At 66.0% G+C, this 22,709-nt stretch carries 17 protein-coding genes; 12 read left to right on the plus strand and 5 right to left on the minus strand.

Features of this window, described 5'->3' with window-relative positions; all coding sequences use genetic code 11:
- Window positions 1-52: 52 nt before the first annotated feature.
- The 3 genes from R2676_RS05325 to R2676_RS05335 form a co-directional block, all read right to left on the minus strand.
- Complete coding sequence (locus tag R2676_RS05325) at window positions 53-976, minus strand: amidohydrolase family protein (RefSeq protein ID WP_027679411.1); 924 nt, start codon at window positions 974-976, stop codon at window positions 53-55.
- A 29-nt stretch (window positions 977-1,005) separates the two neighbouring features.
- Window positions 1,006-1,917, minus strand: a complete 912-nt coding sequence (locus tag R2676_RS05330; RefSeq protein ID WP_045202142.1) for an amidohydrolase family protein — start codon at window positions 1,915-1,917, stop codon at window positions 1,006-1,008.
- Between the two features lie 240 nt (window positions 1,918-2,157).
- A complete protein-coding gene (locus tag R2676_RS05335; protein WP_316856840.1) occupies window positions 2,158-3,051 on the minus strand; it encodes a LysR family transcriptional regulator in 894 nt (297 codons plus the stop codon).
- Window positions 3,052-3,185: 134 nt separating this feature from the next.
- Here R2676_RS05335 and R2676_RS05340 point away from each other — a divergent pair, with 134 nt between their 5' ends.
- Genes R2676_RS05340 through R2676_RS05350 form a run of 3 tightly spaced genes read left to right on the plus strand, consistent with a single transcriptional unit; the run spans window position 3,186 to window position 6,792 of the window.
- Complete coding sequence (locus R2676_RS05340) at window positions 3,186-3,650, plus strand: (2Fe-2S)-binding protein (protein ID WP_316887237.1); 465 nt, start codon at window positions 3,186-3,188, stop codon at window positions 3,648-3,650.
- The gene (locus R2676_RS05345; RefSeq protein WP_206273054.1) at window positions 3,647-5,854 is read left to right on the plus strand and encodes a xanthine dehydrogenase family protein molybdopterin-binding subunit; all 2,208 of its coding nucleotides are present in this window, start codon (window positions 3,647-3,649) and stop codon (window positions 5,852-5,854) included. The genes R2676_RS05340 and R2676_RS05345 overlap by 4 nt, the downstream gene beginning before the upstream one ends.
- An 8-nt stretch (window positions 5,855-5,862) precedes the next feature.
- Window positions 5,863-6,792 carry a LysR family transcriptional regulator gene (locus R2676_RS05350; RefSeq protein WP_206273056.1) on the plus strand — a complete coding sequence of 310 codons (930 nt, stop codon included), beginning with the start codon at window positions 5,863-5,865 and terminating at the stop codon, window positions 6,790-6,792.
- Here the strand turns inward: R2676_RS05350 and R2676_RS05355 are convergent.
- Entirely contained in the window at window positions 6,768-7,784 is a 1,017-nt protein-coding gene (locus tag R2676_RS05355) for an AraC family transcriptional regulator (protein WP_206273058.1), read from the minus strand. The genes R2676_RS05350 and R2676_RS05355 overlap by 25 nt on opposite strands.
- 171 nt (window positions 7,785-7,955) lie before the next feature.
- On the opposite strand from R2676_RS05355, the gene R2676_RS05360 reads away from it, so the two are divergent.
- From R2676_RS05360 to R2676_RS05390, 7 genes are all read left to right on the plus strand, one after another.
- Complete coding sequence (locus tag R2676_RS05360; RefSeq protein WP_027679405.1) at window positions 7,956-9,089, plus strand: acyl-CoA dehydrogenase; 1,134 nt, start codon at window positions 7,956-7,958, stop codon at window positions 9,087-9,089.
- Window positions 9,090-9,150: 61 nt separating this feature from the next.
- On the plus strand, window positions 9,151-10,845 hold the full coding sequence (locus tag R2676_RS05365) for an AMP-binding protein (protein ID WP_206273060.1): 1,695 nt from the start codon (window positions 9,151-9,153) through the stop codon (window positions 10,843-10,845).
- 72 nt (window positions 10,846-10,917) lie between these two features.
- A complete protein-coding gene (locus tag R2676_RS05370) occupies window positions 10,918-12,465 on the plus strand; it encodes a CoA-acylating methylmalonate-semialdehyde dehydrogenase (protein WP_027679403.1) in 1,548 nt (515 codons plus the stop codon).
- Between the two features lie 19 nt (window positions 12,466-12,484).
- Window positions 12,485-13,378 (plus strand): 3-hydroxyisobutyrate dehydrogenase, encoded by an 894-nt coding sequence (gene mmsB / locus R2676_RS05375; protein WP_206273063.1) that lies wholly within the window; start codon window positions 12,485-12,487, stop codon window positions 13,376-13,378.
- Window positions 13,378-14,175 (plus strand): enoyl-CoA hydratase, encoded by a 798-nt coding sequence (locus R2676_RS05380; protein ID WP_206273064.1) that lies wholly within the window; start codon window positions 13,378-13,380, stop codon window positions 14,173-14,175. The genes mmsB and R2676_RS05380 overlap by 1 nt, the downstream gene beginning before the upstream one ends.
- Window positions 14,172-15,323 (plus strand): enoyl-CoA hydratase/isomerase family protein, encoded by a 1,152-nt coding sequence (locus tag R2676_RS05385; RefSeq protein ID WP_316856837.1) that lies wholly within the window; start codon window positions 14,172-14,174, stop codon window positions 15,321-15,323. Before R2676_RS05380 ends, R2676_RS05385 begins: the two co-directional genes overlap by 4 nt.
- 359 nt (window positions 15,324-15,682) lie before the next feature.
- Window positions 15,683-17,452 carry a phospholipase D-like domain-containing protein gene (locus R2676_RS05390; protein WP_206273068.1) on the plus strand — a complete coding sequence of 590 codons (1,770 nt, stop codon included), beginning with the start codon at window positions 15,683-15,685 and terminating at the stop codon, window positions 17,450-17,452.
- 27 nt (window positions 17,453-17,479) lie between these two features.
- Here the strand turns inward: R2676_RS05390 and R2676_RS05395 are convergent, their stop codons facing one another.
- On the minus strand, window positions 17,480-18,973 hold the full coding sequence (locus R2676_RS05395) for an acyl-CoA synthetase (RefSeq protein ID WP_206273070.1): 1,494 nt from the start codon (window positions 18,971-18,973) through the stop codon (window positions 17,480-17,482).
- 332 nt (window positions 18,974-19,305) lie between these two features.
- Between R2676_RS05395 and R2676_RS05400 the strand changes: the two genes are divergently transcribed.
- Both R2676_RS05400 and R2676_RS05405 read left to right on the plus strand, forming a co-directional pair.
- A complete protein-coding gene (locus R2676_RS05400; protein ID WP_206273072.1) occupies window positions 19,306-22,140 on the plus strand; it encodes a xanthine dehydrogenase family protein molybdopterin-binding subunit in 2,835 nt (944 codons plus the stop codon).
- Complete coding sequence (locus R2676_RS05405) at window positions 22,137-22,706, plus strand: (2Fe-2S)-binding protein (RefSeq protein ID WP_206273074.1); 570 nt, start codon at window positions 22,137-22,139, stop codon at window positions 22,704-22,706. The genes R2676_RS05400 and R2676_RS05405 overlap by 4 nt, the downstream gene beginning before the upstream one ends.
- Window positions 22,707-22,709: the final 3 nt, after the last annotated feature.

The raw sequence follows: 22,709 nt of genomic DNA on the forward strand, positions 1-22,709 counted from the left end.
CTAGAGGCGGGCGCCGAACACCACAGAGGCACGGCGCCCGCGGGATCGGCGCTCAGGCCGCTTCTGCTGTCTGGACGTAGGTCGACTTCAGGCGAAGCTCCGCCTCGGCCAGGTCCTTGGGCGGCTTGGTGGGCTCGATGCCGACCAGTCGCGCAATGTTGTTGCCCAGATAGTCTTCGAGGTGGTCCTCATCGATGCCCAGCCCCTGCGGCGGCGCCGAGCACAACACCTCCAGCTCGCGCAGCCACATGCCGGGCTCGTTGGGCGGCGAGTCGGTCCCGAAGACGATCTTGTCGCGCGGCAACTGCTTCGCAAACTCGACGATGCGCGACTGGAAGCACCAGCCGGATTCGCAGTACACGTTGGGCGTGTCCATCGCCATCCAGAACGCTTCGAACGAGTAGTTGCCGCCGGTCTGGATGCCGAAGTGGCCGATGATGAAGTTCACCATCGGGAACTCGCGGATGATCGGATAGAACATCGTCGGGATGGTGTACGGGCCGTCGCCGGTGTGGATCAGCACCACGATGTTGTACTTGGCGCAGACCTTCATCGCCGGGCGCAGCCAGTCGAGCGCGCGGTCGGGCCGATAGCCGTGCATGTTGGCGTGCAGCTTGACCATCTTGAAGCCGTATTCCTTGATGTGGAATTCCAGCTCCGCCGCGCCGTTCTCCGGGCCCCAGCGCGGGTTATAGGTGAAGTTGCCGATGAAGCGGTCCGGGTACTTCTGCGTGAGTTCGGCGATGTACGCCATGTAGTCGCGAATGCCTTCACGGCCGCGGCGGTTGCCGTCGCGGTAGCCGGTGTTGCCCGGCGGCGGCTGGATGAAGCCCATGTCAATGCGGCGCGGCTTGCCGTTGATCATGTACGGGCCGTCCATCAGCTGGATCATGCGCTCGCCGTTGAACGGCGTGCCGGTGTGGCGCCAGGCCTCGTCGACCAGGTTGGTCGGGTGCAGATGGGTATCGATAATCATGTGTTGCGCTCCGTGCGGTCTGCGGTGGCTCAGGCGGCAGCCAGCGCGAGCTGCGCTTCGGCTTCGGCCACGGTCTTGGGCGGACGGGTCGGCTCCAGGCCGATCATGCGGGCGATGTTGTTGCCCAGGTAATCCTCGAGCGTGTCTTCATCGAGGTTCAGGCCCTGCGGCGGGTCCATGCACAAGACTTCCAGCAGGCGCAGCCACATGCCGGGCTCGTTGGGCGGCGTGTCGGTGCCGAACAGGATCTTGTGCTTGGGCAGCACCTTGGCAAATTCGACGATGCGCGACTGCAGGCACCAGCCCGATTCGCAATACACGTTGGGCAGCTCCATCGCCCACTGCATCGGCTCGAACACGTAGACGCCGCCGGTCTGCACGCCGAAGTGCGCCATGATGAAATCGACGTTCGGGAAGCGCTTGATCATCGGAATCCATTCCGACGGAATGCTGTAGGGGCCGTCGCCCGTATGCAGCTTGACGGGCACGCCCAGCTCGGCACATTTCTCGAACGCGGGCATCACCCAGTCCAGCGCGCGGTCCGGCCGGTAGGCGTGCATGTTGGCCTGCATCTGGACCATCTTGAAACCGTGCTCCTTCACATAGCGCTCGATGGCCTCCACGCCGTTCTGCACGCCGCAGCGCGGGTTGTAGACGAAGCACCCGATGAATCGGTCGGGGTAGGTCTGCACCATCTTGAGCGTGTACGCCATGTAGGCGTCGATGGACTCGCGGCCCGAAAGCTCGCCGTCCGTCCACGTGTAGATGGTGTTGCCCTGCGGCGGCTGGATGAAGGCCTTGTCGATACGGCGCGGCTTGCCGTTGATCATGTAAGGGCCGTCCATCATTTCGAGCAGGCGCTCGCCGGTAAAGGGGTCGCCGTCGTGCCACCACGCGAGGTCCACCAGGTCGGTGGGGTAGCAGCTGATGTCGATGATCATCGTTGGATCTCCTGATGACTGGGAGGAAGCGCGTGATGGCTTCCCGGTGAGGGCAGGCACGTCCTGCAGCGCGGCGCTCTTTGCTAGGCGTGTGCCTTCCCCTCGCCGGATCGCGTGATGCCGGATGCGTGCTGCTTGGGGCGCAGTATCGGAGTCAGGGCCGGGGGCCGGCCAATACTATTTGGCGGCGGTCTTGATACGTTGCCGATATCGGCAAGTCGGTCGGAAGGCGCCGGGCGCTCAGGCGCCGAGCGTGTCGCGCGCGAGTTGCTGCACTGCGTTCACCACCGCCTGTGCGCGCTCACCCTGGCCGCGCTGCCAGACGGCATACAGGTTGTAGTGCGCCGGGATGGCGACATCGGTCAGCCGCACGAGGCGCCCGTGTTGCAGTGCATCGGCCGCCAGCAGCCCACGCACCAGCGCCACGCCGACGCCGGCTTCGGCGGCCGCGACCATGTTGGCGGCGTTGTCAAACGCGGCCACCACGGCGGGCTCGAGCGGCTCCAGCGCGGCGGCGTCCAGCCATGGAATCCACGAGCGCCGCGTGTAGCCCAGCAGCGGCAGGGTCATCGCGGCCGACGGCGCCAGCGGCGCCTGCACGCCATGCCGCGCCAGCAGCGCGGGCGCCGCCACAGCGGTGACGTGGTCGCCACAGACGAGCGCCATCTCGCAGTCATCCCATTCGCCATAGCCGTAGCGCAGCGAGACATCCACGCGCTCGAACGAGGGCCGCTCGCCGCGCGGGGTCGACAGGAACATCACCTGGTAGCCGGGCAGGGCGGCGAGCAATTGCGGCAGCCTCGCATTGAGCCAGCCCTGCGCCAGTTCGCTGTCGACATCGACGATGAGCGTTTGCGGCACGTGCCGGTTGCGCACCGAAGACAGCGCCCGGTCCACCTGCCCGAAGCCGTCGGTGAGCATGCTGGCAAAGAGCTGGCCCGCATCGGTCAGCACGATGCCGCCCGCCTCGCGCACAAACAGCGGCTGGCCGATGAACTCCTCCAGCGAGCGGATCTGCTGGCTGATCGCGCTGTGCGTCAGGTCCAGCTGCTGCGCGGCCTTGGTAAAGCTGCCGGTGCGCGCCGCCTGCAGGAAGGCATGCATCGACTGGATCGACGGATAACGCTTGTACATGGCGGCGGTGGGTGAGCTGTTAGTTCGACTTACACGGGCTGGCAGAAATCGTCGCTGGCGGGGTGCCCGTGCGCGGCTTCATATTGCAGCCAGGCGCGGCCGCACAAGACGGCCCGATTCTGGAGGAGACAATGATGACCGAGATTATGGTCAATGGCGCGCCCCATGCGCTGGATGACGCCGATGCCGACATGCCCCTGCTCTGGGTGCTGCGCGATCGGCTGAAGCTGACGGGCACCAAGTTCGGCTGCGGCGGCGGCTTTTGCGGGGCCTGCACCGCTCATCTGGATGGCGCACCGATCCGCGCGTGCATCACGCCGGCCTCGGCCGCGGCCGGGCACAGCGTGACCACGATCGAAGGCCTGTCGAAAGACGGCACGCACCCGCTGCAACGCGCCTGGGTGGCCGAAGACGTGCCGCAATGCGGCTACTGCCAATCGGGGCAGATCATGTCGGCCGCTGCGTTGTTGGCGGCAGGCACGCCCGTCAACGACGAGACCATCACGAATGCCATGGCCGGCAACATCTGCCGCTGCGGTACCTACGGGCGCATCCGCCAGGCCATCAAGCGCGCCGCCGACGAGCGAGGCAAGGCATGAACGCGCCGCGTGACTTGCATGCACCGTCGCGCCGCCGCTTCCTGCAGCAGAGCGCGCTGCTGACGGCGGGGCTGGCGGTCGGCTTTCGCTTGCCCGATGCACTGGCCGCCAGCACGGATGGCGCCGCGGGGGAATTCGAACCCAATGCGTGGGTGCGCGTGCTGGCCGACAACACCGTCAAGATCGTCGTCCACAAGCACGATTCGGGCACCGGCACGCAAACCGCGCTGGCCGCCTGCGTGGCCGAAGAGCTGGATGTGGACCCGATGCGCATTGCCGTCGTCACGCCGGAAGATCCGTTCTTCCAGGACTACATCCATCCGATCTGGAAGGTGTATTCCACCGGCGGCAGCACCAGCGTGTCGCTTGAATATGCGCGCCTGCGGCAAGCCGGCGCCACGGCGCGCGCGATGCTCATCAGCGCGGCGGCGCAACGCTGGGGCGTGCCCGTGGCCGCTTGCAGCACCGCAGACGGCACCGTCATCTGCAATGCCGACGGCCACAAGGCCACCTACGGCGAACTGGCCGATGCGGCGGGCCGTCTGCCTGCACCTGCCGATGTGGCGTTGAAGAATCCGGCGGACTTCAAGTACATCGGCAAGCTCAGGCATAAGCGCGATGCGCTGGCCAAGGCGACGGGCCGGTTCCAGTACGGCATCGATGTGTCGTTGCCCGGCATGCTGGTGGCGGTCGTGCAGCGTGCGCCCATGCCCGGTGCACGCGTGCGCCGCATCGACAGCGCCGAGGCGTTGAAGGTGCGCGGCGTGCGCCAGGTCATGACCATCCCGATGCGCGCCGATGTGCTGGGCGGTAACCAGGAAGGCGTGGCCGTGCTGGCCGACGACTACTGGGCCGCCAACAAGGGCCGCGCGGCCCTCAAGGTCGAGTGGGACGACAGCGCCTTCGCCGATTTCGACAGCGGCCATGTCGCGCAGCACCAGGCCGCATGGCTTGCCAGCGGCAAGGCGCGCGTGGTGCACACCGTGCAGACCGGCAACACGGACGTGGCGATGGCCCACGGCGCCAAGCGCATCGATGCGGCGTATCGCATGCCGTACAAGCAGCAGAATCCGCTGGAACCCGTCAACATCACCGCGTGGTTCAAAGGCGGCGCCATTCAATACTGGGGCGGCATCCAGGTGCCATCCACCGCGATGGAAGCTGCCGAGGTGATCTGCGGCGTGCCGCGCGACAAGGTGGTGCTGCACGAGATGGTGTCGGGTGGCAGCTTTGGCGCGCGCGAGAGCAAATACTGGTTGTTCGAAGTCACCTACCTTGCCAAAAAGACGGGCGTGCCCGTCAAGCTGATGAACAGCCGCGAAGACGAGATGCGCGCGCTGTACGGCCACCCCGCCACGTATCACCGCCTCGAAGGCGCGCTTGATGCGCAGGGCCGGGTCGATGCGCTGCGCATCCGCGCGGTGTCGCCCGCATCGCCGGAACAGTGGGAGCCGGGCTACTTCGACCGCCCCGATCGCATGGACTACAGCACCACCGAGGCCCTCTCGAAGTGGGATTTTCCATACCGCGCCAACCACATGGACATCGGCTGGGTGCGGCACGAAACGGGCATCCCGACGGGCTGGTACCGCGCCGTCAGCTTCATCCCCAACGTCTTCGCCACCGAGAGCTTCATCGATGAACTCGCTGTGGCGGCCAGGCGCGATCCGGTTGATTTCCGTATCGCTCACATGGCCGACCGGCCCCGGCATGTCGACGTGCTGCGCGCCGCCGCACAGCGTGCGGGGTGGGGAAACATGGCGCACGGCCACGCACTGGGCGTCGCCACGCATCAGGCGTATGACAGCTACATCGCCGTGGTGGCGCAGGTGGCGCGCAAGGACGGCCGCGTCGTTGTCGAAAAGCTCACCTGCGTGGCCGACGTTGGCCTGGCGGTCTCGCGCACGGGCGTGGAGGAGCAGCTGTACGGTGGCCTGATGTGGGGCCTTGGCCATGCGCTGTTCGATCGCATCGACATCCAGGGCGGCGCGGTGCAGCAGAGCAATTTCCATGACTACCCCGTGATGCGCATGTCGGACATGCCCGCCATCGACATCGTCATCATCGATGGCAACCGCGACAAGCCCGGTGGTGTGGGCGAGCTGGCCAACCCGCCGGTGGCGCCCGCCATCGCCAATGCCATCTTCCGGTTGACCGGCAAGCGCCAGCGCGAAACGCCGTTCAACTTCGACCTGAAGGCGTAGGGCATACCGTGGACATCCGCCTGCTGCGTTACTTCTCGGTGCTGGCCGACGAGCTGCACTTCGGCCGGGCGGCGGCGCGCCTGTTCATGTCGCAGCCGCCGCTGAGCCAGCAGATCCGGCTGCTGGAAGACGAGATCGGCACGCCGCTGTTTGTGCGCAGTCACCATCGCGTGGAACTGACGGCCGCCGGACGCACGCTCAAGGAGCAGGCGCCGCTGGTGTTCGCCCAGCTCAACCGTGCGCTGGACCTCACCCGGCAGGCGGGCCGCGGCCAGGTGGGCGAGCTGGAAATCGGCATGATCAGCTCGGTGATGGTGGGATTGCTGCCCGAAGCGCTACGCCAGTTTCGCGAGCGCTACCCCGGCGTCGAATGGCGCCTGCAAGAGATGACGCCCGCCGCGCAGGTGGCCGCGCTCAAGGAGCGCCGCATCGATGCATGCATCTTCCGGCTGGGGCAGGAAGACCCCGCCGTGCGCAGCGAACTGCTGCAGCACGAGCCGATCGTGATGGCACTGCCCGCCACGCACCGCCTGGCCGACCACACCAGCCTGGCCCTCGGCGACTTTGCCGGCGAGCCGTTTGTTGCGTTCGAATCCAAGCGATCGCGCTTTGCCGATCATCTGCTGCATCTGTGCATCCAGGCCGGCTTTGCGCCGCTCGTGCGCCAACAGGTGACCGAAGTGCAGACGCTGTTGGCGCTGGTGAGCGCGGGCTTTGGTGTGGCGCTGCTGCCGGGCTCCACAGCGAACCTGGCGCCGCCCGGCGTGGTCTTCCGCCCGCTGGAGCCGGCGCTGCCTGCTGTGCCGCTGTACGTCCACTATCGGGTGGACGATCACTCGCCGGTGCTCAAGGCCTTTCTGGAGACGCTGCGGGAAGTCAGCGGCACGGCCGGGGACGCCGTCGCCGCGCAGCCTCAGCCTGCGCTGGCCAGCCGATAGTCCGTTGGTCGCATGCCCGTCCATTTGCGGAAGGCGCGGTGAAAGGCGCTCGGTTCGGCAAAGCCGACCGCGACGGCTATGTCGGCGATGGTGCGGCGCGTGTCCTGCAGCTGGCCGATGGCAATGTCGCGCCGCAGGTCGTCCTTGATCGACTGATACGTGTGGCCTTCCAGCTTCAGGCGCCGCCGCATGGTGGCCTCGGCCACGTTCAGTTTGAGCGCCATTGCGTCCGACGCGGGCCAGCTGGCCACGGGCAGATTGCGCAGCGTCTTGCGCACGCGCGCGGCGAAGGAATCCGGGTTGCGGTACTTGACGATGAAGTTGCCCGGCGCGTCGCGCAGGAACGTCTTGCTGGACGCGGCCGTCTGAATGACCGGCAGGTCAAGAAAATCGGGCGATAGGTCGACGTACGACGCATCGTGCTTGAACGCCATGTCGTCGCAGAACATCAGGCGATATTCCTGCGCATCCTGCGGCGCCGCACAACGGAAGCGCGCGGCAATGAACGGAATGCGCCGCCCCACGAGCCAGCACACCAGTCCGTAGACCATGATGAGCCACGTGGCGTAGGTGAACATGGGCGGCACCCGCGTGCCCTTGCGGTGCACAAAGACAAGACGCACACGCTGATCGTCTTCTTCAACGCGCACATGCAGATCGTCCAGCACCAGGCGCAGAAAACCCGTGGCCCGGGCCAGCGCCTGCCGGCCCGTGCGCGCGGTCAGCGCGGCCTGCGTCATCGCCACGAAGCTGCCCCAGCGCATGGGGTGCGCATCCTGCCCGAAGAACTCGTCGTCCATGGCCTGCGCAATGCCGGCCCACAGCGCGCCGTACTGCGCCGATGACACACGGCTGCGCGGCTGCGCCAGCATCTGCGGCGTGATGCCTGCGGCGGCCATGATGGGCTGCATGTCCACGCCATGCGCACGGGCGCGCGTCACGGCCTCGTTGACGAGGCTGACAGAGACGGTTCCTTTTTCGTTGTTTTTCATCGGTATGGCAAATCCGCTCACGCAAGTTGATCGTGACGGGCATCGAAGCCGCCCAGCCGCGTGCCTACACTTTTTCCCCATCGAACCCGAGCGCCGCGGGCTGCACAGTGTAAGGCGCCTGCACAGGCAGCGTCACGCGGCACCGGTCAGCAAACAAGCAAGAGCCAAGCGATGGACGACTTCTATACCGAAGAGCAGCGGATGATCCACGACGCTGCGCGCGACTTTGCCACCGAGCGCCTGGCGCCCAACGCCGCGCAGTGGGACCGTGACGGCGCCTTGCCCGACGAGGTGGTGCGCGAGATGGGTGAGCTGGGCCTGCTCGGCATGATCGTGCCGGCGGAGTGGGGCGGTTCGTACACCGACTACGTGGCCTATGCGCTCGCATTGGAAGAGGTGGCCGCCGGTTGCGCTGCCAGCGCGACGATGATGAGCGTGCACAACTCGGTCGGCTGCGGCCCGATCCTCAAGTTCGGCACCGAGGCGCAGAAGGCGCGTTACCTGCCGGATCTGGCCACTGGCCGCGCGATTGGCGCGTTCTGCCTGACCGAGCCGCATGCCGGCTCCGAGGCCAACAACCTGCGCACGCGTGCGGTGCTGCGCGACGGCAAGTGGGTGCTCAACGGCAACAAGCAGTTCGTCACCAACGGTGCACGCGCGAACATCGCCATCGTCTTTGCCGTGACGGACCCTGAGGCGGGCAAGCGCGGCATCTCGGCCTTCATCGTGCCGACGGACACGCCGGGCTTTCACGTTGGGCGGCCCGAACACAAGCTTGGCATTCGCGCGTCGGACACCTGCCCGATCACGCTGGAAGACTGCGCCGTGCCCGAAGAGAACCTGCTGGGCGAACGTGGCGAGGGCTTGAAGATCGCGTTGTCGAACCTGGAAGGTGGGCGCATCGGCATTGCCGCGCAGGCTGTGGGCATTGCGCGCGCTGCGTTCGATGCGGCACGCAACTACGCGAATGAGCGCATCCAGTTCGGCAAGGCGTTGCGCGAGCACCAGACCATCGCCAACATGCTGGCCGACATGGCCACGCGCCTGAATGCGGCGCGCCTGCTCGTTCACCACGCGGCGCGCCTGCGCAGTGCAGACAAACCGTGCCTGTCGGAGGCCTCGCAGGCCAAGCTCTACGCGTCGGAACTGGCGGAAGAAATCTGCTCCAACGCCATCCAGATCCACGGCGGCTATGGCTACCTGGCCGACTACGCCGTCGAGCGCCACTACCGCGATGCACGCATCACCCAGATCTACGAAGGCACCAGCGAAGTCCAGCGGATGGTGATCGCGCGGCACGTGTAGCACGCCCCGCGCACATCGACCGCATACGAAAGAGCGCAAACGCGCCGACCAGGAGACGACGATGAACGAAGCGGTATCTGCAGCACAGGGTTTTGTGGAAGCGCGCGATTTTCTGCTGCGCCATCGCACCGACTACGACCGGGCGTATCGCGAGTTTGCGTGGCCGACGCTGAACACGTTCAACTGGGCGCTCGACTACTTCGATGTGATGGCGCGCGGCAACGACAACCCGGCGCTGTGGATCGTCGATGACGCGCATGGCGAAGGGTTGAAGCTGTCGTTTGCGCAGATGTCGGAGCGCTCGTCGCGCATGGCGAACTTCCTGCGTGGGCTTGGCATCGTGCGGGGTGACCGTCTGCTGCTGATGCTGCCGAATCGCGTCGAACTGTGGGACGTGATGCTCGCGGCGATGAAGCTCGGTGCGGTGGTGCTGCCGGCCACGACGCAGCTTTCGCCGGATGACGTGCGCGACCGCGTTGAACTGGGCGGCGCGAACTGCGTGGTTGTCGACGCGGCGGAGCTGCACAAGTTCGACAGTGTGGATGCAAGCGTCAAGCGCATCGCCGTGGGCGCGCAGCGCGAAGGATGGATCGATTTGGCGGCTGCCTACGACGCGCCTGCGCAGTTCGTGCCCGACGGGCCGACCAAGGCGACCGACCCGTTGCTGCTGTACTTCACCTCGGGTACCACGTCCAAGCCGAAGCTGGTCGAGCACACGCACCAGAGCTATCCGGTCGGCCACCTGTCGACGATGTACTGGATCGGCCTGCAACCCGGCGACATCCACTGGAACATCAGCTCACCCGGCTGGGCGAAACACGCGTGGAGCTGTTTCTTTGCCCCGTGGAATGCGCAGGCCTGCGTGTTCGTTTACAACTACGCCCGCTTCGTGCCGAAGGACACGCTGGACGTGCTGGTGCGCTTCAACGTGACCACGCTGTGCGCGCCGCCCACCGTGTGGCGCATGCTGGTGCAGGAGCCGCTGGCGACCTACGCCGTCAAGCTGCGCGAGATCGTCGGTGCGGGCGAGCCGCTGAACCCCGAGATCATCGAGCGCGTGCGCAGCGCCTGGGGTGTGACCATTCGCGACGGCTTTGGCCAGACCGAGACCACCTGCCAGATCGGCAACACGCCGGGCCAGCCGGTCGTGCCGGGCTCGGTCGGGCGCCCGCTGCCCGGCTACCGCGTGGAGCTGGTCGACCATGACGATCAGCCCGCCAGCGAAGGCGAAATCGTGCTGCCGCTCTCGCACCGCCCGCTCGGCCTGATGCAGGGCTACGCTAACAACGCCAAAGCCACGGCCGAGGCCATGCGCAACGGCTATTACCACACGTCCGACGTTGCGATGCGGCGCGACGACGGCTACTTCGTCTACGTGGGTCGCACCGACGACGTGTTCAAGTCGTCCGACTATCGGCTGAGCCCGTTCGAGCTGGAAAGCGTGCTGATCGAGCACGAGGCCATTGCCGAGGCCGCCGTGGTGCCGAGTTCCGATCCGCTGCGGCTGTCCGTGCCCAAGGCGTTCGTGACCGTGCGCCAGGGCTATGAGGCTGGCCCCGAACTGGCGCGCGCGGTGTTCCTGTTCTCGCGCGAAAAGCTGGCGCCCTACAAGCGGATCCGCCGGCTGCAGTTCAGCGAGCTGCCCAAGACCATCTCCGGAAAGATCCGCCGCGTGGAACTGCGTCGGCTGGAGCTTGAACGCACGCCGCAACCGGCTCGCCTGCCCGGCGAGTACTGGGAAGAAGACTTCGCCTGATTTGCCCGTCCCGCATTGAACCCATTACCGCTACCGCCACCGCAACCGATACCGAATCGCCAGGAGACTCCCATGAGCGCCGTTGCTTCCCTCGCTTCCGCCAAGCCTGCTGCCCAGCAGGACACCCCGCCCACCGTCAAGCTGCTGATCGGCGGCGAGTTTGTCGAATCGCAGTCGAAGGAATGGCGCGACATCGTGAACCCCGCCACGCAGGAAGTGCTGGCGCGCGTTCCCTTTGCCACGGCCGGCGAAGTGGACGCGGCCATCCGCTCCGCACATGCGGCATTTGCCACGTGGAAGAACACGCCGGTCGGCGCGCGCATGCGCATCATGCTGAAGTTCCAGGCGCTGATTCGCGAGCACTCGCCGCGCATCGCCCGCACGCTGACGGCCGAGCAGGGCAAGACGCTGCCCGATGCAGAAGGCGACATCTTCCGCGGGCTGGAGGTGGTGGAGCATGCATGCTCGGTGGGCTCGCTGCAGCAGGGCGAATTCCTGGAGAACGTGGCGGGCGCGGTCGACACCTACACGCTGCGCCAGCCGATTGGCGTGTGCGCGGGCATCACGCCGTTCAACTTCCCGGCCATGATTCCGCTGTGGATGTTTCCGATGGCCATCGTGTGCGGCAACACGTTCGTGCTCAAGCCGTCGGAGCAGGATCCGCTGTCGACCATGCAGCTCGTTGAGCTGGCGCTGGAAGCCGGGGTGCCGCCGGGCGTGCTGAACGTCGTGCACGGCGGCAAGGACGTGGTGGATGCGCTGTGCACGCACGAACATGTGAAGGCGATTTCGTTTGTCGGGTCCACCGCGGTCGGCACGCATGTGTATCGCCTCGGCAGCGAGCACGGCAAGCGCGTGCAATCGATGATGGGCGCCAAGAACCACGCCGTGGTGCTGCCCGACGCGAATCGCGAGCAGGCCATCAATGCGCTGGTGGGTGCGGCCTTCGGCGCAGCGGGGCAACGCTGCATGGCGACCTCCGTCGTCGTGCTGGTGGGCGCTGCGCAGCAGTGGGTGCCGGATCTGATCGCCAAGGCAAAAACGCTCAAGGTGAATGCCGGTGTCGAGCCGGGTACCGATGTCGGCCCCGTCGTGTCACGCGCCGCCAAGCAACGCATTCTCGGCCTGATCGAATCGGGCGTGCAGCAGGGCGCCACGCTGGCGCTCGACGGCCGCAATGTGCGCGTCGCCGGTTACGAAGACGGCAACTTCATCGGCCCCACGGTCTTTACCGACGTGAAGACCGACATGGACATCTACACCAACGAAATCTTCGGGCCCGTGCTGCTGGTGCTGACCGCGCCTACGCTGGACGATGCGATTGCGCTGGTCAATGCCAACCCGTTCGGCAACGGCGTGGGCCTGTTCACGCAGAGCGGTGCGGCGGCGCGCAAGTTCCAGAGCGAGATCGACGTTGGGCAGGTCGGCATCAACATTCCAATTCCGGTGCCCGTGCCGTACTTCAGCTTTACCGGCTCGCGCGGCTCCAAGCTGGGCGACCTGGGCCCGTACGGCAAGCAGGTCGTGCAGTTCTACACGCAAACGAAGACGGTCACGGCGCGCTGGTTTGACGACGCGGTCGATGCCGGCGGCGTGAATACCACCATCAGCCTGCGCTGATCGCACCGGGAGCGTTGACATGAAAATCGCATTCATCGGCCTGGGCAACATGGGTGCCCCGATGGCGCACAACCTGCTCAAGGCGGGCCACGCGCTGACCGTCTTTGATCTGAATACGCAGGCCGTGGGCGCGCTGGTGGAAGCCGGTGCCATGGCCGCCGCGTCTCCCAAGGACGCCGCGACGGGCGCGGAAACCGTGATCACCATGCTGCCCGCCGCCGCGCATGTACGCCACGTGCTGACGGCGGAAGACGGCGTGCTGGCGGGTATCGCCAAGGGCGTGCCCATCATCGATTCGAGCACCATCGACCCGGCCAGCGTGAAGGCGTTTGCCGCGCTGGCGGCCGAGCACGGCAACACCTTTGTCGATGCGCCGGTCTCGGGCGGCACGGGCGGCGCGGCAGCCGGCACGCTGACGTTCATGGTCGGTGGCACCGCACAGGCGTTCGAGCAGGTGCGTCCGGTGCTGTCCGCCATGGGCAAGAATCTCGTGCATTGCGGCGACACCGGTGCGGGCCAGGGCGCGAAGATCTGCAACAACCTCGTGCTCGGCATCACCATGGCCGGCGTGGCCGAAGCCATGTCGCTGGGCGAAGCGCTGGGCATCGACCCGAAGGTGCTGGGCGGCATCATCAACACGTCGACGGGCCGGTGCTGGAGTTCAGACACCTACAACCCGTTCCCGGGCGTGATCGAGACCGCGCCGTCGTCGCGCGGCTACACGGGCGGATTCGGTACCGACCTGATGCTCAAGGATCTGGGCCTGGCCGGTGACGCAGCAAAGTCCGTCCGTCAGCCGGTCTACCTGGGCGCGTTGGCGCAGCAGCTCTATCAAACCGTGAGCAGCAAGGGCGATGGCAAGCTGGATTTCTCCGCCGTCATCAAGCTGTATCGGAAAGACGGAGCGGTGTGATGATCGAACTGGAAACGCTGCATGAGGGCACCGTCGCAGTGCTGACGCTCAAGCGTCCGCCGGCCAACGCGTTCACCCCGGAAGGTCTGCTGCAGTTGCAAGGCACCGTCGAGCGATTGAACGCCGATGCACGCGTGCGCGCCATCGTCGTCACCGGCGATGGGCCGAAGTTCTTCAGCGCGGGCGCCGACCTCAACACCTTTGCCGATGGCGATCGCGATGTCGCGCGCGAGGCCGCTGCACGTTTTGGTGCCGCGTTCGAAGCGCTGCAGAATGCGCGCCCGGTGGTGATCGCGGCCATCAACGGCTTTGCGATGGGCGGTGGCCTGGAGTGCGCGCTGGCATGCGACATCCGCATCGCCGAGGCCCATGCCAAGCTGGCCGTGCCGGAGACGGCCGTTGGCCTGCTGTGCTGCGGTTGCGGCACGCAGACGCTGCCATGGCTGGTGGGTGAAGGCTGGGCCAAGCGCATGATCCTGACCGGCGAGCGCGTCGATGCGCAGACCGCCCTGCGCATCGGCCTGGTGGAAGAGGTGGTGGAAACGGGCGCTGCTCGCGAAGCCGCCATCGCCATGGCGCTGCGTGTAACGACGTTGAGCCCGCAGGCCGTCACCTTCAGCAAGCAGCTCATCCATCAGGCGCGCAATGGCGTGCCGCGCAGCGCGGCGCTGGCCGTGGAGCGCGAGCGCTTTGTCGACCTGTTCGACCACCCGGACCAGCGCGAGGGCGTGAATGCCTTTCTGGAGAAGCGCGCGCCGCGCTGGCATTCCACACACGAATCGGAGACGCTGCAATGAGTGCCGTCCAACTGCAGGCGGCGCCGCCCCAGCCCGCCGCTGCCGAGCCCGAGGTGTTGATGCGCGTGGTGAACCGCGTGGCCGTCATCACCTTGAACCGGCCGTCTGCGCTGAATGCGCTGTCGCACGGCATGGTGCGCCAGTTGGCCACGCTGCTGGAGCAATGCCGCCATGACGACGGCATCGCCGCGCTGGTGCTGCGCGGCGCGGGGCAGAAAGGCTTCTGCGCCGGTGGCGATGTGCGTGCGCTCTATCAGCTGGCGCAACAGGGCTGCATGGACGGCGACGACGGCTGGCTGCAGTTCTTCGTCGACGAATACCGGCTCGACTACGCGCTGCACCAGTTTCCGAAGCCGATCGTTGCGCTGATGGATGGCATCACCATGGGCGGCGGCATGGGTCTTGGGCAGGCCGCACGGCTGCGCGTCGTGACCGAGCGCACGAAGATGGCGATGCCGGAAACGCGCATCGGTTTTCTGCCCGACGTGGGCGCCACGCGCTTTTTGAGCGTGATGTCGCCCGAGCTTGAGCTGTATGTCGGCCTGACCGGCGTGACGCTGACCGGCGCCGATGCGCTGCATTGCCACCTGGCCGATATGTGCGTGCCTGCCGAATGGCTCGCCTCGTTCGAAGACCGCCTGCAGCGCATGCCGCACGAGGGCGACCTCATGCAGGCGCTGCGCCGCGTATTCGAGCCGCCGTGCAACATCGTTCCGCACGCGCCGCTTGCACAGGCGATGCCGTGGGTGTTGCGCTATTTCGACCGGCGGTCTTCGGTCGATCGCATTGTCGCCACGCTGCGAGAGAGCCTCGAACGCGAATCGGCACGCGAGCCGCGCCAGTGGCTGCAGGCGACGCTTGACGCCATGATCACGCATTCGCCGACGATGCTGCATGTCACGCGCGAAGCGCTGCTGCGGGGGCGGCAGTTGTCACTGGCGGAATGCTTCCAAATGGAACTGGGCATCGTTGCGCGCGGAATCCAGGAAGGCGATTTCTGCGAAGGCGTGCGCGCGCATCTGGTGGATAAGGATCACCGGCCCGGCTGGGCGCCGGCCACGCTGCCGCAGGTGCGGCCGGAGCGGGTGCGGCATTTTCTGACGTCGCCCTGGCGGGCGGAGGTGCATCCGTTGGCGGGGCTTGGTTGAACCGCCATGTGACCGCAATGCCTCAAAAGCAGCGGATGCGTCATTTCCAGTGGGCTATCCGGGGCAATAAGTCGGTTTCGTGACAAATTTCTGTCATAACTTACGTGTAACTTACACGGGCGAGGAGAGGTCACCCCTCACGTTCTCATCGTACGCAGCGGCTTCCGCTGCGTTTTTTTTGCGCGTTTTTTGCCCCGCCGTCTCGCACCTGCTGGGCGACTCCGCAGATCGGATTGAAACCGCGTTGAAGTCACGGCCTGCCAACCCGCATGGCAGTTGGGTTTCGGTGCCCGGCGTCAGATGGTTGTCACAATCGCGGTGCTAACTGGACGGATGCTCTGCCACCCCAGGAGGCTCCCATGGCGACATCCGTCGATTCATTTCAGGTGAAGGTGTATCAGGGCGATAGCGCCGTGCTGTTCGCCTTTGATGTGGCCGATGCCGATCGCGCCGATCTGGCCGGTTTTGCCATCCAGTGCACGCCGCAGGGCGGGGCACCTTACTGGGTGCCCAACCGGCTCACCTTCGACACGCCCATCCATGCAGATGCGCCGCTGAAGGCCGGCCACTATGCCGATTCCATCGACGCGCCGTTTCAGTCGTTCCACTGGGTCCACTTTCCGCCGCATGCCGCTGCGCAGCTGACTTACACCGTGCACGCGCGCTACTTCGCGTCGACGAACCCGGTGCAATTGGAGACGCGCGCCACGCGCACCGTCACCGTCACGCTGCAGCAGCCGATGAGCGATTGGGCCACCGTCGGCATGGTGCGTGGGTATGTGTCGTCGCAGGCGTTCATCGATCACTACGGCGGCAACACGGCTTTGGCTCCGGACAAGCGCGCGCAGACAAAATCGCCGCTGCTGTACGACACGCAGCCGTATCAGAACAAGTACGCCTACCTGGGCGCCACCGGCCGCCGTCTCATCATCGATCTGCTGAACCAGTGCCATGCGTTCGAGGGTTACGGCATCGACGTGCTGGCCTATGACCTGGATGAGCCTGACATCATCCGTGCGATTGCGTGGCTTGCGCAGAACGGTCGCAAGGTCCGCGTGATTCAGGACAACTACGTCGGCAACGGCGCCAGCCCGACGGGCCACGGCACCGACAACGCGTTTGAGACGCAAGCGACTGACTACTTCCGGCAAGCCGGCGCGGCTGTCCGCCGCACGCACTTGGCACGGTTCCAGCACCACAAGGCCATCTTGCTGCGTGATGCGGCCGGCAAACCGGTGCGCGTGCTGGCCGGTTCTGCCAACTTCTCGCTGCGCGGGTTGTATGTGCAGGCCAACAGCGTGCTCGTGTTCGAGCAAGACGTTGCGCAGCTGTATGCGCAGGTGTTCGAGCGTCTGTGGGGATGGATCGGTCAATACGGTGAAGACGCCGCCGGCAGCCGCAAGGTGGCCGCAGCCTTCCGCGCCGACGCGCTGGCCGCCAACTGGCAGGCGGTGCCGCAAGGCAGCACGCCGCGTGCGCGCTTCGGCTTCTCACCGCATCAGACCGATGCGTTGCTGACGGAAGCGGCCGACCGCGTGAAGGGCGCGCTGTCGTCAGTACTGTTTGCGGTGATGGCCACCGATGGCGGCGGCAAAATGCTGACCACGCTCGAACAGGTGGTGCCGCACAAGGCTGGGCTGCTCTCGCTAGGCGTGATCGACAAGCAGGGTGGTGTCGACGCCTTTGCGCCCGGCCGCGATGTGCCGTCGCAAACCGTGTCGTTCGCGTATTTGAAGGACGAAGCGCCTGCGCCGTTCAAGCAGGAAGTCGATGCCGGCACCGGCCAGCACATCCACCACAAGTTTGTCGTGTGCGATTTCAATGGCGATGAGCCGGTCGTGTTCTGCGGCTCGTCCAACCTGTCAAAGGGCGGCGAAGAGCAGAACGGCGACAGCCTGATCGCCATCTACGACCCGGCCATCGTCACGGCCTATGCGATCGAGGCCATCCGCCTGTTCGACCACTACCGCTTCCGCGCGGGGGAATCGAAGGCCACGGCCGACAAGCCGCTGGTGCTGAAGCCGACCGGCGCATGGGCCGACCCGTACTACGATCCGCAGAACATCAAGTTCACGGAGCGCACGCTGTTCGCCAAGTCGGGCACAGCGCAGGAGGCGGTGGTCGTGTGACCGATGCCGGCGGCGGTGCGTGCAGCCTTATACGCGTCGCTGCCGGTCGCCCCACCACGCATCGCGCAGCCGGCGCTTGGCGATCTTGCCGTTGTCGTCGCGCGGCAGTGCTGTGGTGAATTCAATCTGGCGCGGGATCTTGAAGCCTGCAATCTGCCCGCGCAGCCATTCGATCACGGGCTCGGCCTGCGGGTCTTTGCGTTCGGTCTGCACCACGGCGACGAGGCGCTCGCCGTATTCATCGCACGGCACGCCAAAGACGGCGCAGTCGACCACATCGGGGTGGCGCAGCAGCGCATGTTCGATCTCGGCCGGGTAGATGTTCACGCCGCCCGAGATGACCATGTCCGATGCGCGGTCGCACACATACAGGTAGCCGTCGGCATCGAGATAGCCCATGTCGCCGAGCGTGACGAGGCCGTCGCGCTCGATCTTGCCGCGCGCCTCGTCATTGCCGCGGTAGGTGAAATCGGGGTAGGCGGGTTGGTGGCTGTAGATCAGGCCGACCTCGCCGGTGGCGCAGGGCGTGCCGTCTTCATGCAGGATGCGCACGCGTGCGTCGCACACCGGGCGGCCCGCGCTGCCGGGGCGGGCGGCTGCGTCGCGCGGGTCCATCACCGTGATCATGCCGGTTTCACTCGACGCATAGGTTTCATAGATGACAGGGCCGAGCCAGTCGATCATCTTGCGTTTGATCTCCGGCGCGCACGGTGCGCCGGTGGACGCGACGAAGCGCAGCGAGGACAGGTCGTAGCGGCTGCGTTCTTCGTCCGTCAACTTGAGCAGGCGCACATACATGATCGGCACGAGGTAGACGGTGTCGATGCGGTAGCGCTCGATCTGCTCGAGCACGCGCAGCGCATCAAAACGCGCGTTCACCACCAGCAGCTCCGCCATCTGCGCGGCTTGCTGTGCGAAGAGGCTGGGCGCGCTGTGATAGAGCGGCGCCGGCACCAGCGCACGGCAGCCCGGCACGATACCGAACGTGGCCGCCACCACGGCACGTGCCTTCTGCAGATGGGCGTCGAGCTGGTCGAGCGGTACGGCCTGACGCACCACGCCCTTGGGTCGCCCGGTAGTGCCCGAGGTATAGGCCATGTGCCCGCGCGGCGATACCAGCGGCCCGTCGTACGGCGTCTGCAGCGCAAGCCAGTTGGCATAGCCGTCGGCACGGTCGGTGCCTTCGGCGTCCACGCGCAGCAGCTGCACATGGGCCGGCAGCAGCGGTTCGGCCGCGTCGACGAGATCGCGATGGCCGATCAATACCTTGGCGCCCGAATCGCGCACGAGGAACTCCACCTCGGCCGGCGTGAAGTGCCAGTTGATCGGGCAGAAGTAGCACCCCGCCATGCGGCAGGCGTGCATCACGTCAATGTAGGCCGGTGCATTGCGCAGCAGCACGCCGATCACGTCGCCCTCCTGCACGCCCATGCGGCGCAGACCGCCGGCAAGGGCGGCACCGCGCGCGAGCAGCGTATCGGCATCGGTGGGGCGATCGTCGAAGATCAGGTGGGCGGTCATGCTTGTCTCCTGCGCGGGGTCTCTGGTGGACGGCTGCTGAATCCATGCAGCATGCCGGATCGAGCAGCCTTGAACAATCCACGGCCAATTGCGCACACTGGTGAACGCAATTGGACAACGCGTGCGTGGCGGCACGAGCGGCGATGCTGGAATGCTGCGTATGCACAAGACTATGCCAAGGCAGATAACGTACGCCAAATAGAGGGTATTCATACCCCTGCCTTGTTTTGCGGCAACGCGCGCACCAAAATCGAAAGAGGCGCAGCCGCTTGCAACCCCCGCACCTGGCCGCCTTTCTTTCCCCACATCATCCTCCCGTCGAGGAAGAATTCATGCCGCTTACCCATCCGTCACGCCGCGCTTTTCTCAAAGCGACCGTCGTGGCCGGCGTCTCGGTCGTCATCGCACCGCTGGGCAGCCGCGCTTTTGCGGCCCTGTTTGAAGACAAGATCCTCACGCCTGTCCAGTGGGACCCGAAAACCGGCACGCCAAAGTTCCGCATCGACGGCATTGCCAAGGTGACGGGCGACAAGGTCTTCGCACGTGACATCCGCTCGCGCGACATGCCGCACTGGCCGCAGCAGCAGTCGCACGCGTTCATCCTGCGCACCACGCTGGCCGATCGCACGTACGAAGGTTTCGATCTGAGCCTGCTGGGCGAGGCGCTCAAGCCCGATCGCGTGGTGACCGCAGACGACCTGGCGCGCGATGGCGTCGCCTTCCCTGCGTTCTACGGCGACGACATGCTGCTGCCCACCGGCAAGACGCCCGCCTACCTGGGCCACGCCGTCGCCATCCTGATCTATCACGACTTCGCGCGCTTCCGTTTTGCGAAAGACAAGCTCAAGTTCCAGGACAAGATCATCCGCTACGGCGCGCAGACGGGGCCGCTCGAGCGCGACCCCTGGGGCACCTTCCGCTTTGTGCGCGTGGGCGGCGCAGGCCCGTATGACGACGATGTGTTTTCCAGCCTGAAGAACGCGCCGATCTTTCCGAGCATGATGCGCAAGCACGAGCCCGTGTGGCCCGACGGTGTTGACCACGGCAAGCTCGGTGAGCAGGGCATCTTCTACGCCAACCAGATCGCCGCAGAACTCGACAAACCGCCAGCGGACTGGCTGGTGCTCGAACGCGAGTACAACACGCAATCGATTGATACCGCCGCGCTGGAAAACGACAACGCCAACTGCTGGTACGACAGCACCACGCAGACGTTGCACATGATCGTGCCCACGCAAAGTCCGGTGGAGGTGGGCGAGAGCGCGGCCGAGATGATCGCCAAGGCCCGCGGCGCGTTCCCGGTGAAGCAGGTGATCGTGCATCCGTGCTACACGGTGGGCTACGGCTCGAAAGACCATTACAACTTCCCGTTCTACGGCCTGGTGACGGCGCTGTATGCCGACGGCAAGCCGGTGCGTCTGGCGAATGACCGCTACGAGCAGTTCCAGACTTCCATCAAGCGGCACGCATTCAAGATGCGGTACCGCATCGCCGTGGACAAGAAGACCGGCCTGTTCCAGTCGTTCCAGGGCCACTTCGAGGCCAATGGCGGCGGGCGTGCCAATTTCTCGCCGTCGGTCGCGATGGTGGGCGCGACGGCCGCGCAGTCGATCTACTACTTCCCGAAGAACGATCTGACCGCCGTGGCGATTGCGTCCCGCGCCATCGACGCGGGCTCCGCGCGCGGCTACGGCACGCTGCAGAGCATGGCCGCGACCGAAGTGATGGTCGACGAGTTTGCCGAGCAGTTGAAGCTCGACCCGATCGAGTTCCGCCTGAAGAACGCGCTGCGTTCGGGCATGAAGAACACGCAGGGCGCGATTCCCGCGGGCGCCATCCGCGTGGATGAAGTGCTGCAGGCGGCCAAGGTGCATCCGCTGTGGGTGAATCGCGCGAAGAGGAAAACCGAGTTTGAAGCCGCCCACCCGGGCAAGCGCTACGGCGTGGGGTTCGCGTGCGTGCAGAAGGATTTCGGCACGGGCGCCGAGGCGTCGTTTGCCAAGGTGGAGATCCGCGCTGATGGGCAGATCACGCTGCACCACGTGGCGGCGGAAATCGGCACCGGCATGTCGACCTCGCAAGCCGTGGCCGTGGCGCGCTGGCTGGGCCGCCCCGCAGCGGAAGTGCGCGTGGCGGTGACGGACTGGGCGGACCTGCCCGTTGTCACCAGCGGCGACCCGTACCTCATGAGCCAGGCCGATCAGGACAAGGCATCGGCCAACCCGCGCTGGTCTCCGGCGTATGCGTCGCCGTCGAGCGCGACCAACTCGGCGTATTACTTCACGCACAGCACGCGTGAGGCGGCGCGCATCGTCTTCATGCATGGCCTGTGGCCGGCAGCCATGGCGATCTGGAGCCAGGGCATCGGCGGCGGCCAGGCGGCGTCGCTGGTGGTGCGCGTGGAAGACGCGCGCTGGGTCGACGGCAAGCTCACGGCCGGCGGCCTGGAGGCGCTGCCCTATGAACAGATCGTCAAGAAGGCGCACGAGCTGGGCCTGGTGACGGGCGCGGTGGTGCACGTGTTCAACCGCTGGCAATGGTCGGAGGCCGATTTCGAAGTCAACGGCGCAACCACGCGCGTGCCGATCGACGGCTTGTCCGTGCGCTACGGCGACGGTGCCGACGCGGCGCGCAAGGCCAGGATGACCACCCCGGGCGGGTATCACGTGCTGGACCGCAAGAAGGTCTACATCGCGCCGACGCAGCGTAACAACGCATCGGTCACGTACTACAGCGCGGTCGGCACGCTGGTCGAACTGTCGGTGCACGAAGCCAGCGGCAAGGTCGATCTGCTGTCGCACCACACGATCATGGAGTGCGGCACGCAGATATCGCCGCAGCTGGTGTCGGGGCAATTGCAGGGCGGACTCGCCATGGGCATCGGCCACGCGCTGCATGAAGCGCTGCCGCTGTACGAAGACGGGCCGGGCAACGGCACGTGGAACTTCAACCGCTACCACCTGCCGCGCGCGAAAGACGTGGCCGTGTGGACGCAGACCGGCACCGTGCTGCCGCCGGTGTCGGAAACCGATCCGCCCAAGGGCATTGCCGAGGTGGTGATGATCCCGGTGGTGGGCGCCATTGTGAACGGCATCGCGCATGCCATCGGACACCGCTTCACCAGCCTGCCAGTGACCGCGGAAAAGATTCAGGAGGTACTGGCATGAGCAACTCGACCATCACGACCATCACGACACAACCGCTCACCGTTCATATCAACGGCAAGGATGTCGGCCCCACGCAAGTGCCCGAGGGGCTGATGATGATCGACTTCCTGCACGAATACGCCGGCCTGACCGGCTCGAGGCTCGGCTGCGGGCAGGGCGTGTGCCGCGCCTGCACAGTCATCCTCGACAAGCCGGACGGCACCAGCGAAGAAGTGCGTACGTGCATTACCGGCGCGCATTTCTTCCAGAACAAGAAGGTGCGCACGGTGGAAGGGCACGCCAAGCGCGATGAGAAGGGCGAGGTGGTGTCGCTTACGCTCGTGCAGCAGAAGTTCCTGGAGCACTTCAGCTTTCAGTGCGGCTATTGCACGCCGGGCTTCGTCAACGGGGCGACGGTGCTGGTGGAGCGCCTTAAGCGTGAGCCGGTAGCGCGCGACAAGCTTGACGAGACGATCACCGAAGCGCTGAACGACCACATCTGCCGCTGCACCGGCTACGTGCGCTACTTCGAGGCTGTGAAGGACGTCGTCCTCAGCACGCCCGGACTCGTCAAGGACGGCAAGTGATGG

It is taken from the genome of Ralstonia flatus (genome assembly GCF_958439105.1).
Taxonomy (GTDB): domain Bacteria; phylum Pseudomonadota; class Gammaproteobacteria; order Burkholderiales; family Burkholderiaceae; genus Ralstonia; species Ralstonia flatus.

Bases quoted from the DNA above. Each gene is read 5' to 3' on its own strand.
- R2676_RS05325 (WP_027679411.1), bottom strand. From the start codon at position 976: ATGATTATCGATACCCATCTGCACCCGACCAACCTGGTCGACGAGGCC.
- R2676_RS05340 (WP_316887237.1), top strand. From the start codon at position 3,186: ATGACCGAGATTATGGTCAATGGCGCGCCCCATGCGCTGGATGACGCC.
- R2676_RS05400 (WP_206273072.1), top strand. From the start codon at position 19,306: ATGCCGCTTACCCATCCGTCACGCCGCGCTTTTCTCAAAGCGACCGTC.
- R2676_RS05405 (WP_206273074.1), top strand. From the start codon at position 22,137: ATGAGCAACTCGACCATCACGACCATCACGACACAACCGCTCACCGTT.
- R2676_RS05360 (WP_027679405.1), top strand. From the start codon at position 7,956: ATGGACGACTTCTATACCGAAGAGCAGCGGATGATCCACGACGCTGCG.
- R2676_RS05355 (WP_206273058.1), bottom strand. From the start codon at position 7,784: ATGAAAAACAACGAAAAAGGAACCGTCTCTGTCAGCCTCGTCAACGAG.
- R2676_RS05380 (WP_206273064.1), top strand. From the start codon at position 13,378: ATGATCGAACTGGAAACGCTGCATGAGGGCACCGTCGCAGTGCTGACG.
- R2676_RS05385 (WP_316856837.1), top strand. From the start codon at position 14,172: ATGAGTGCCGTCCAACTGCAGGCGGCGCCGCCCCAGCCCGCCGCTGCC.
- R2676_RS05390 (WP_206273068.1), top strand. From the start codon at position 15,683: ATGGCGACATCCGTCGATTCATTTCAGGTGAAGGTGTATCAGGGCGAT.
- R2676_RS05335 (WP_316856840.1), bottom strand. From the start codon at position 3,051: ATGTACAAGCGTTATCCGTCGATCCAGTCGATGCATGCCTTCCTGCAG.
- R2676_RS05345 (WP_206273054.1), top strand. From the start codon at position 3,647: ATGAACGCGCCGCGTGACTTGCATGCACCGTCGCGCCGCCGCTTCCTG.
- mmsB (WP_206273063.1), top strand. From the start codon at position 12,485: ATGAAAATCGCATTCATCGGCCTGGGCAACATGGGTGCCCCGATGGCG.
- R2676_RS05370 (WP_027679403.1), top strand. From the start codon at position 10,918: ATGAGCGCCGTTGCTTCCCTCGCTTCCGCCAAGCCTGCTGCCCAGCAG.
- R2676_RS05395 (WP_206273070.1), bottom strand. From the start codon at position 18,973: ATGACCGCCCACCTGATCTTCGACGATCGCCCCACCGATGCCGATACG.
- R2676_RS05330 (WP_045202142.1), bottom strand. From the start codon at position 1,917: ATGATCATCGACATCAGCTGCTACCCCACCGACCTGGTGGACCTCGCG.
- R2676_RS05365 (WP_206273060.1), top strand. From the start codon at position 9,151: ATGAACGAAGCGGTATCTGCAGCACAGGGTTTTGTGGAAGCGCGCGAT.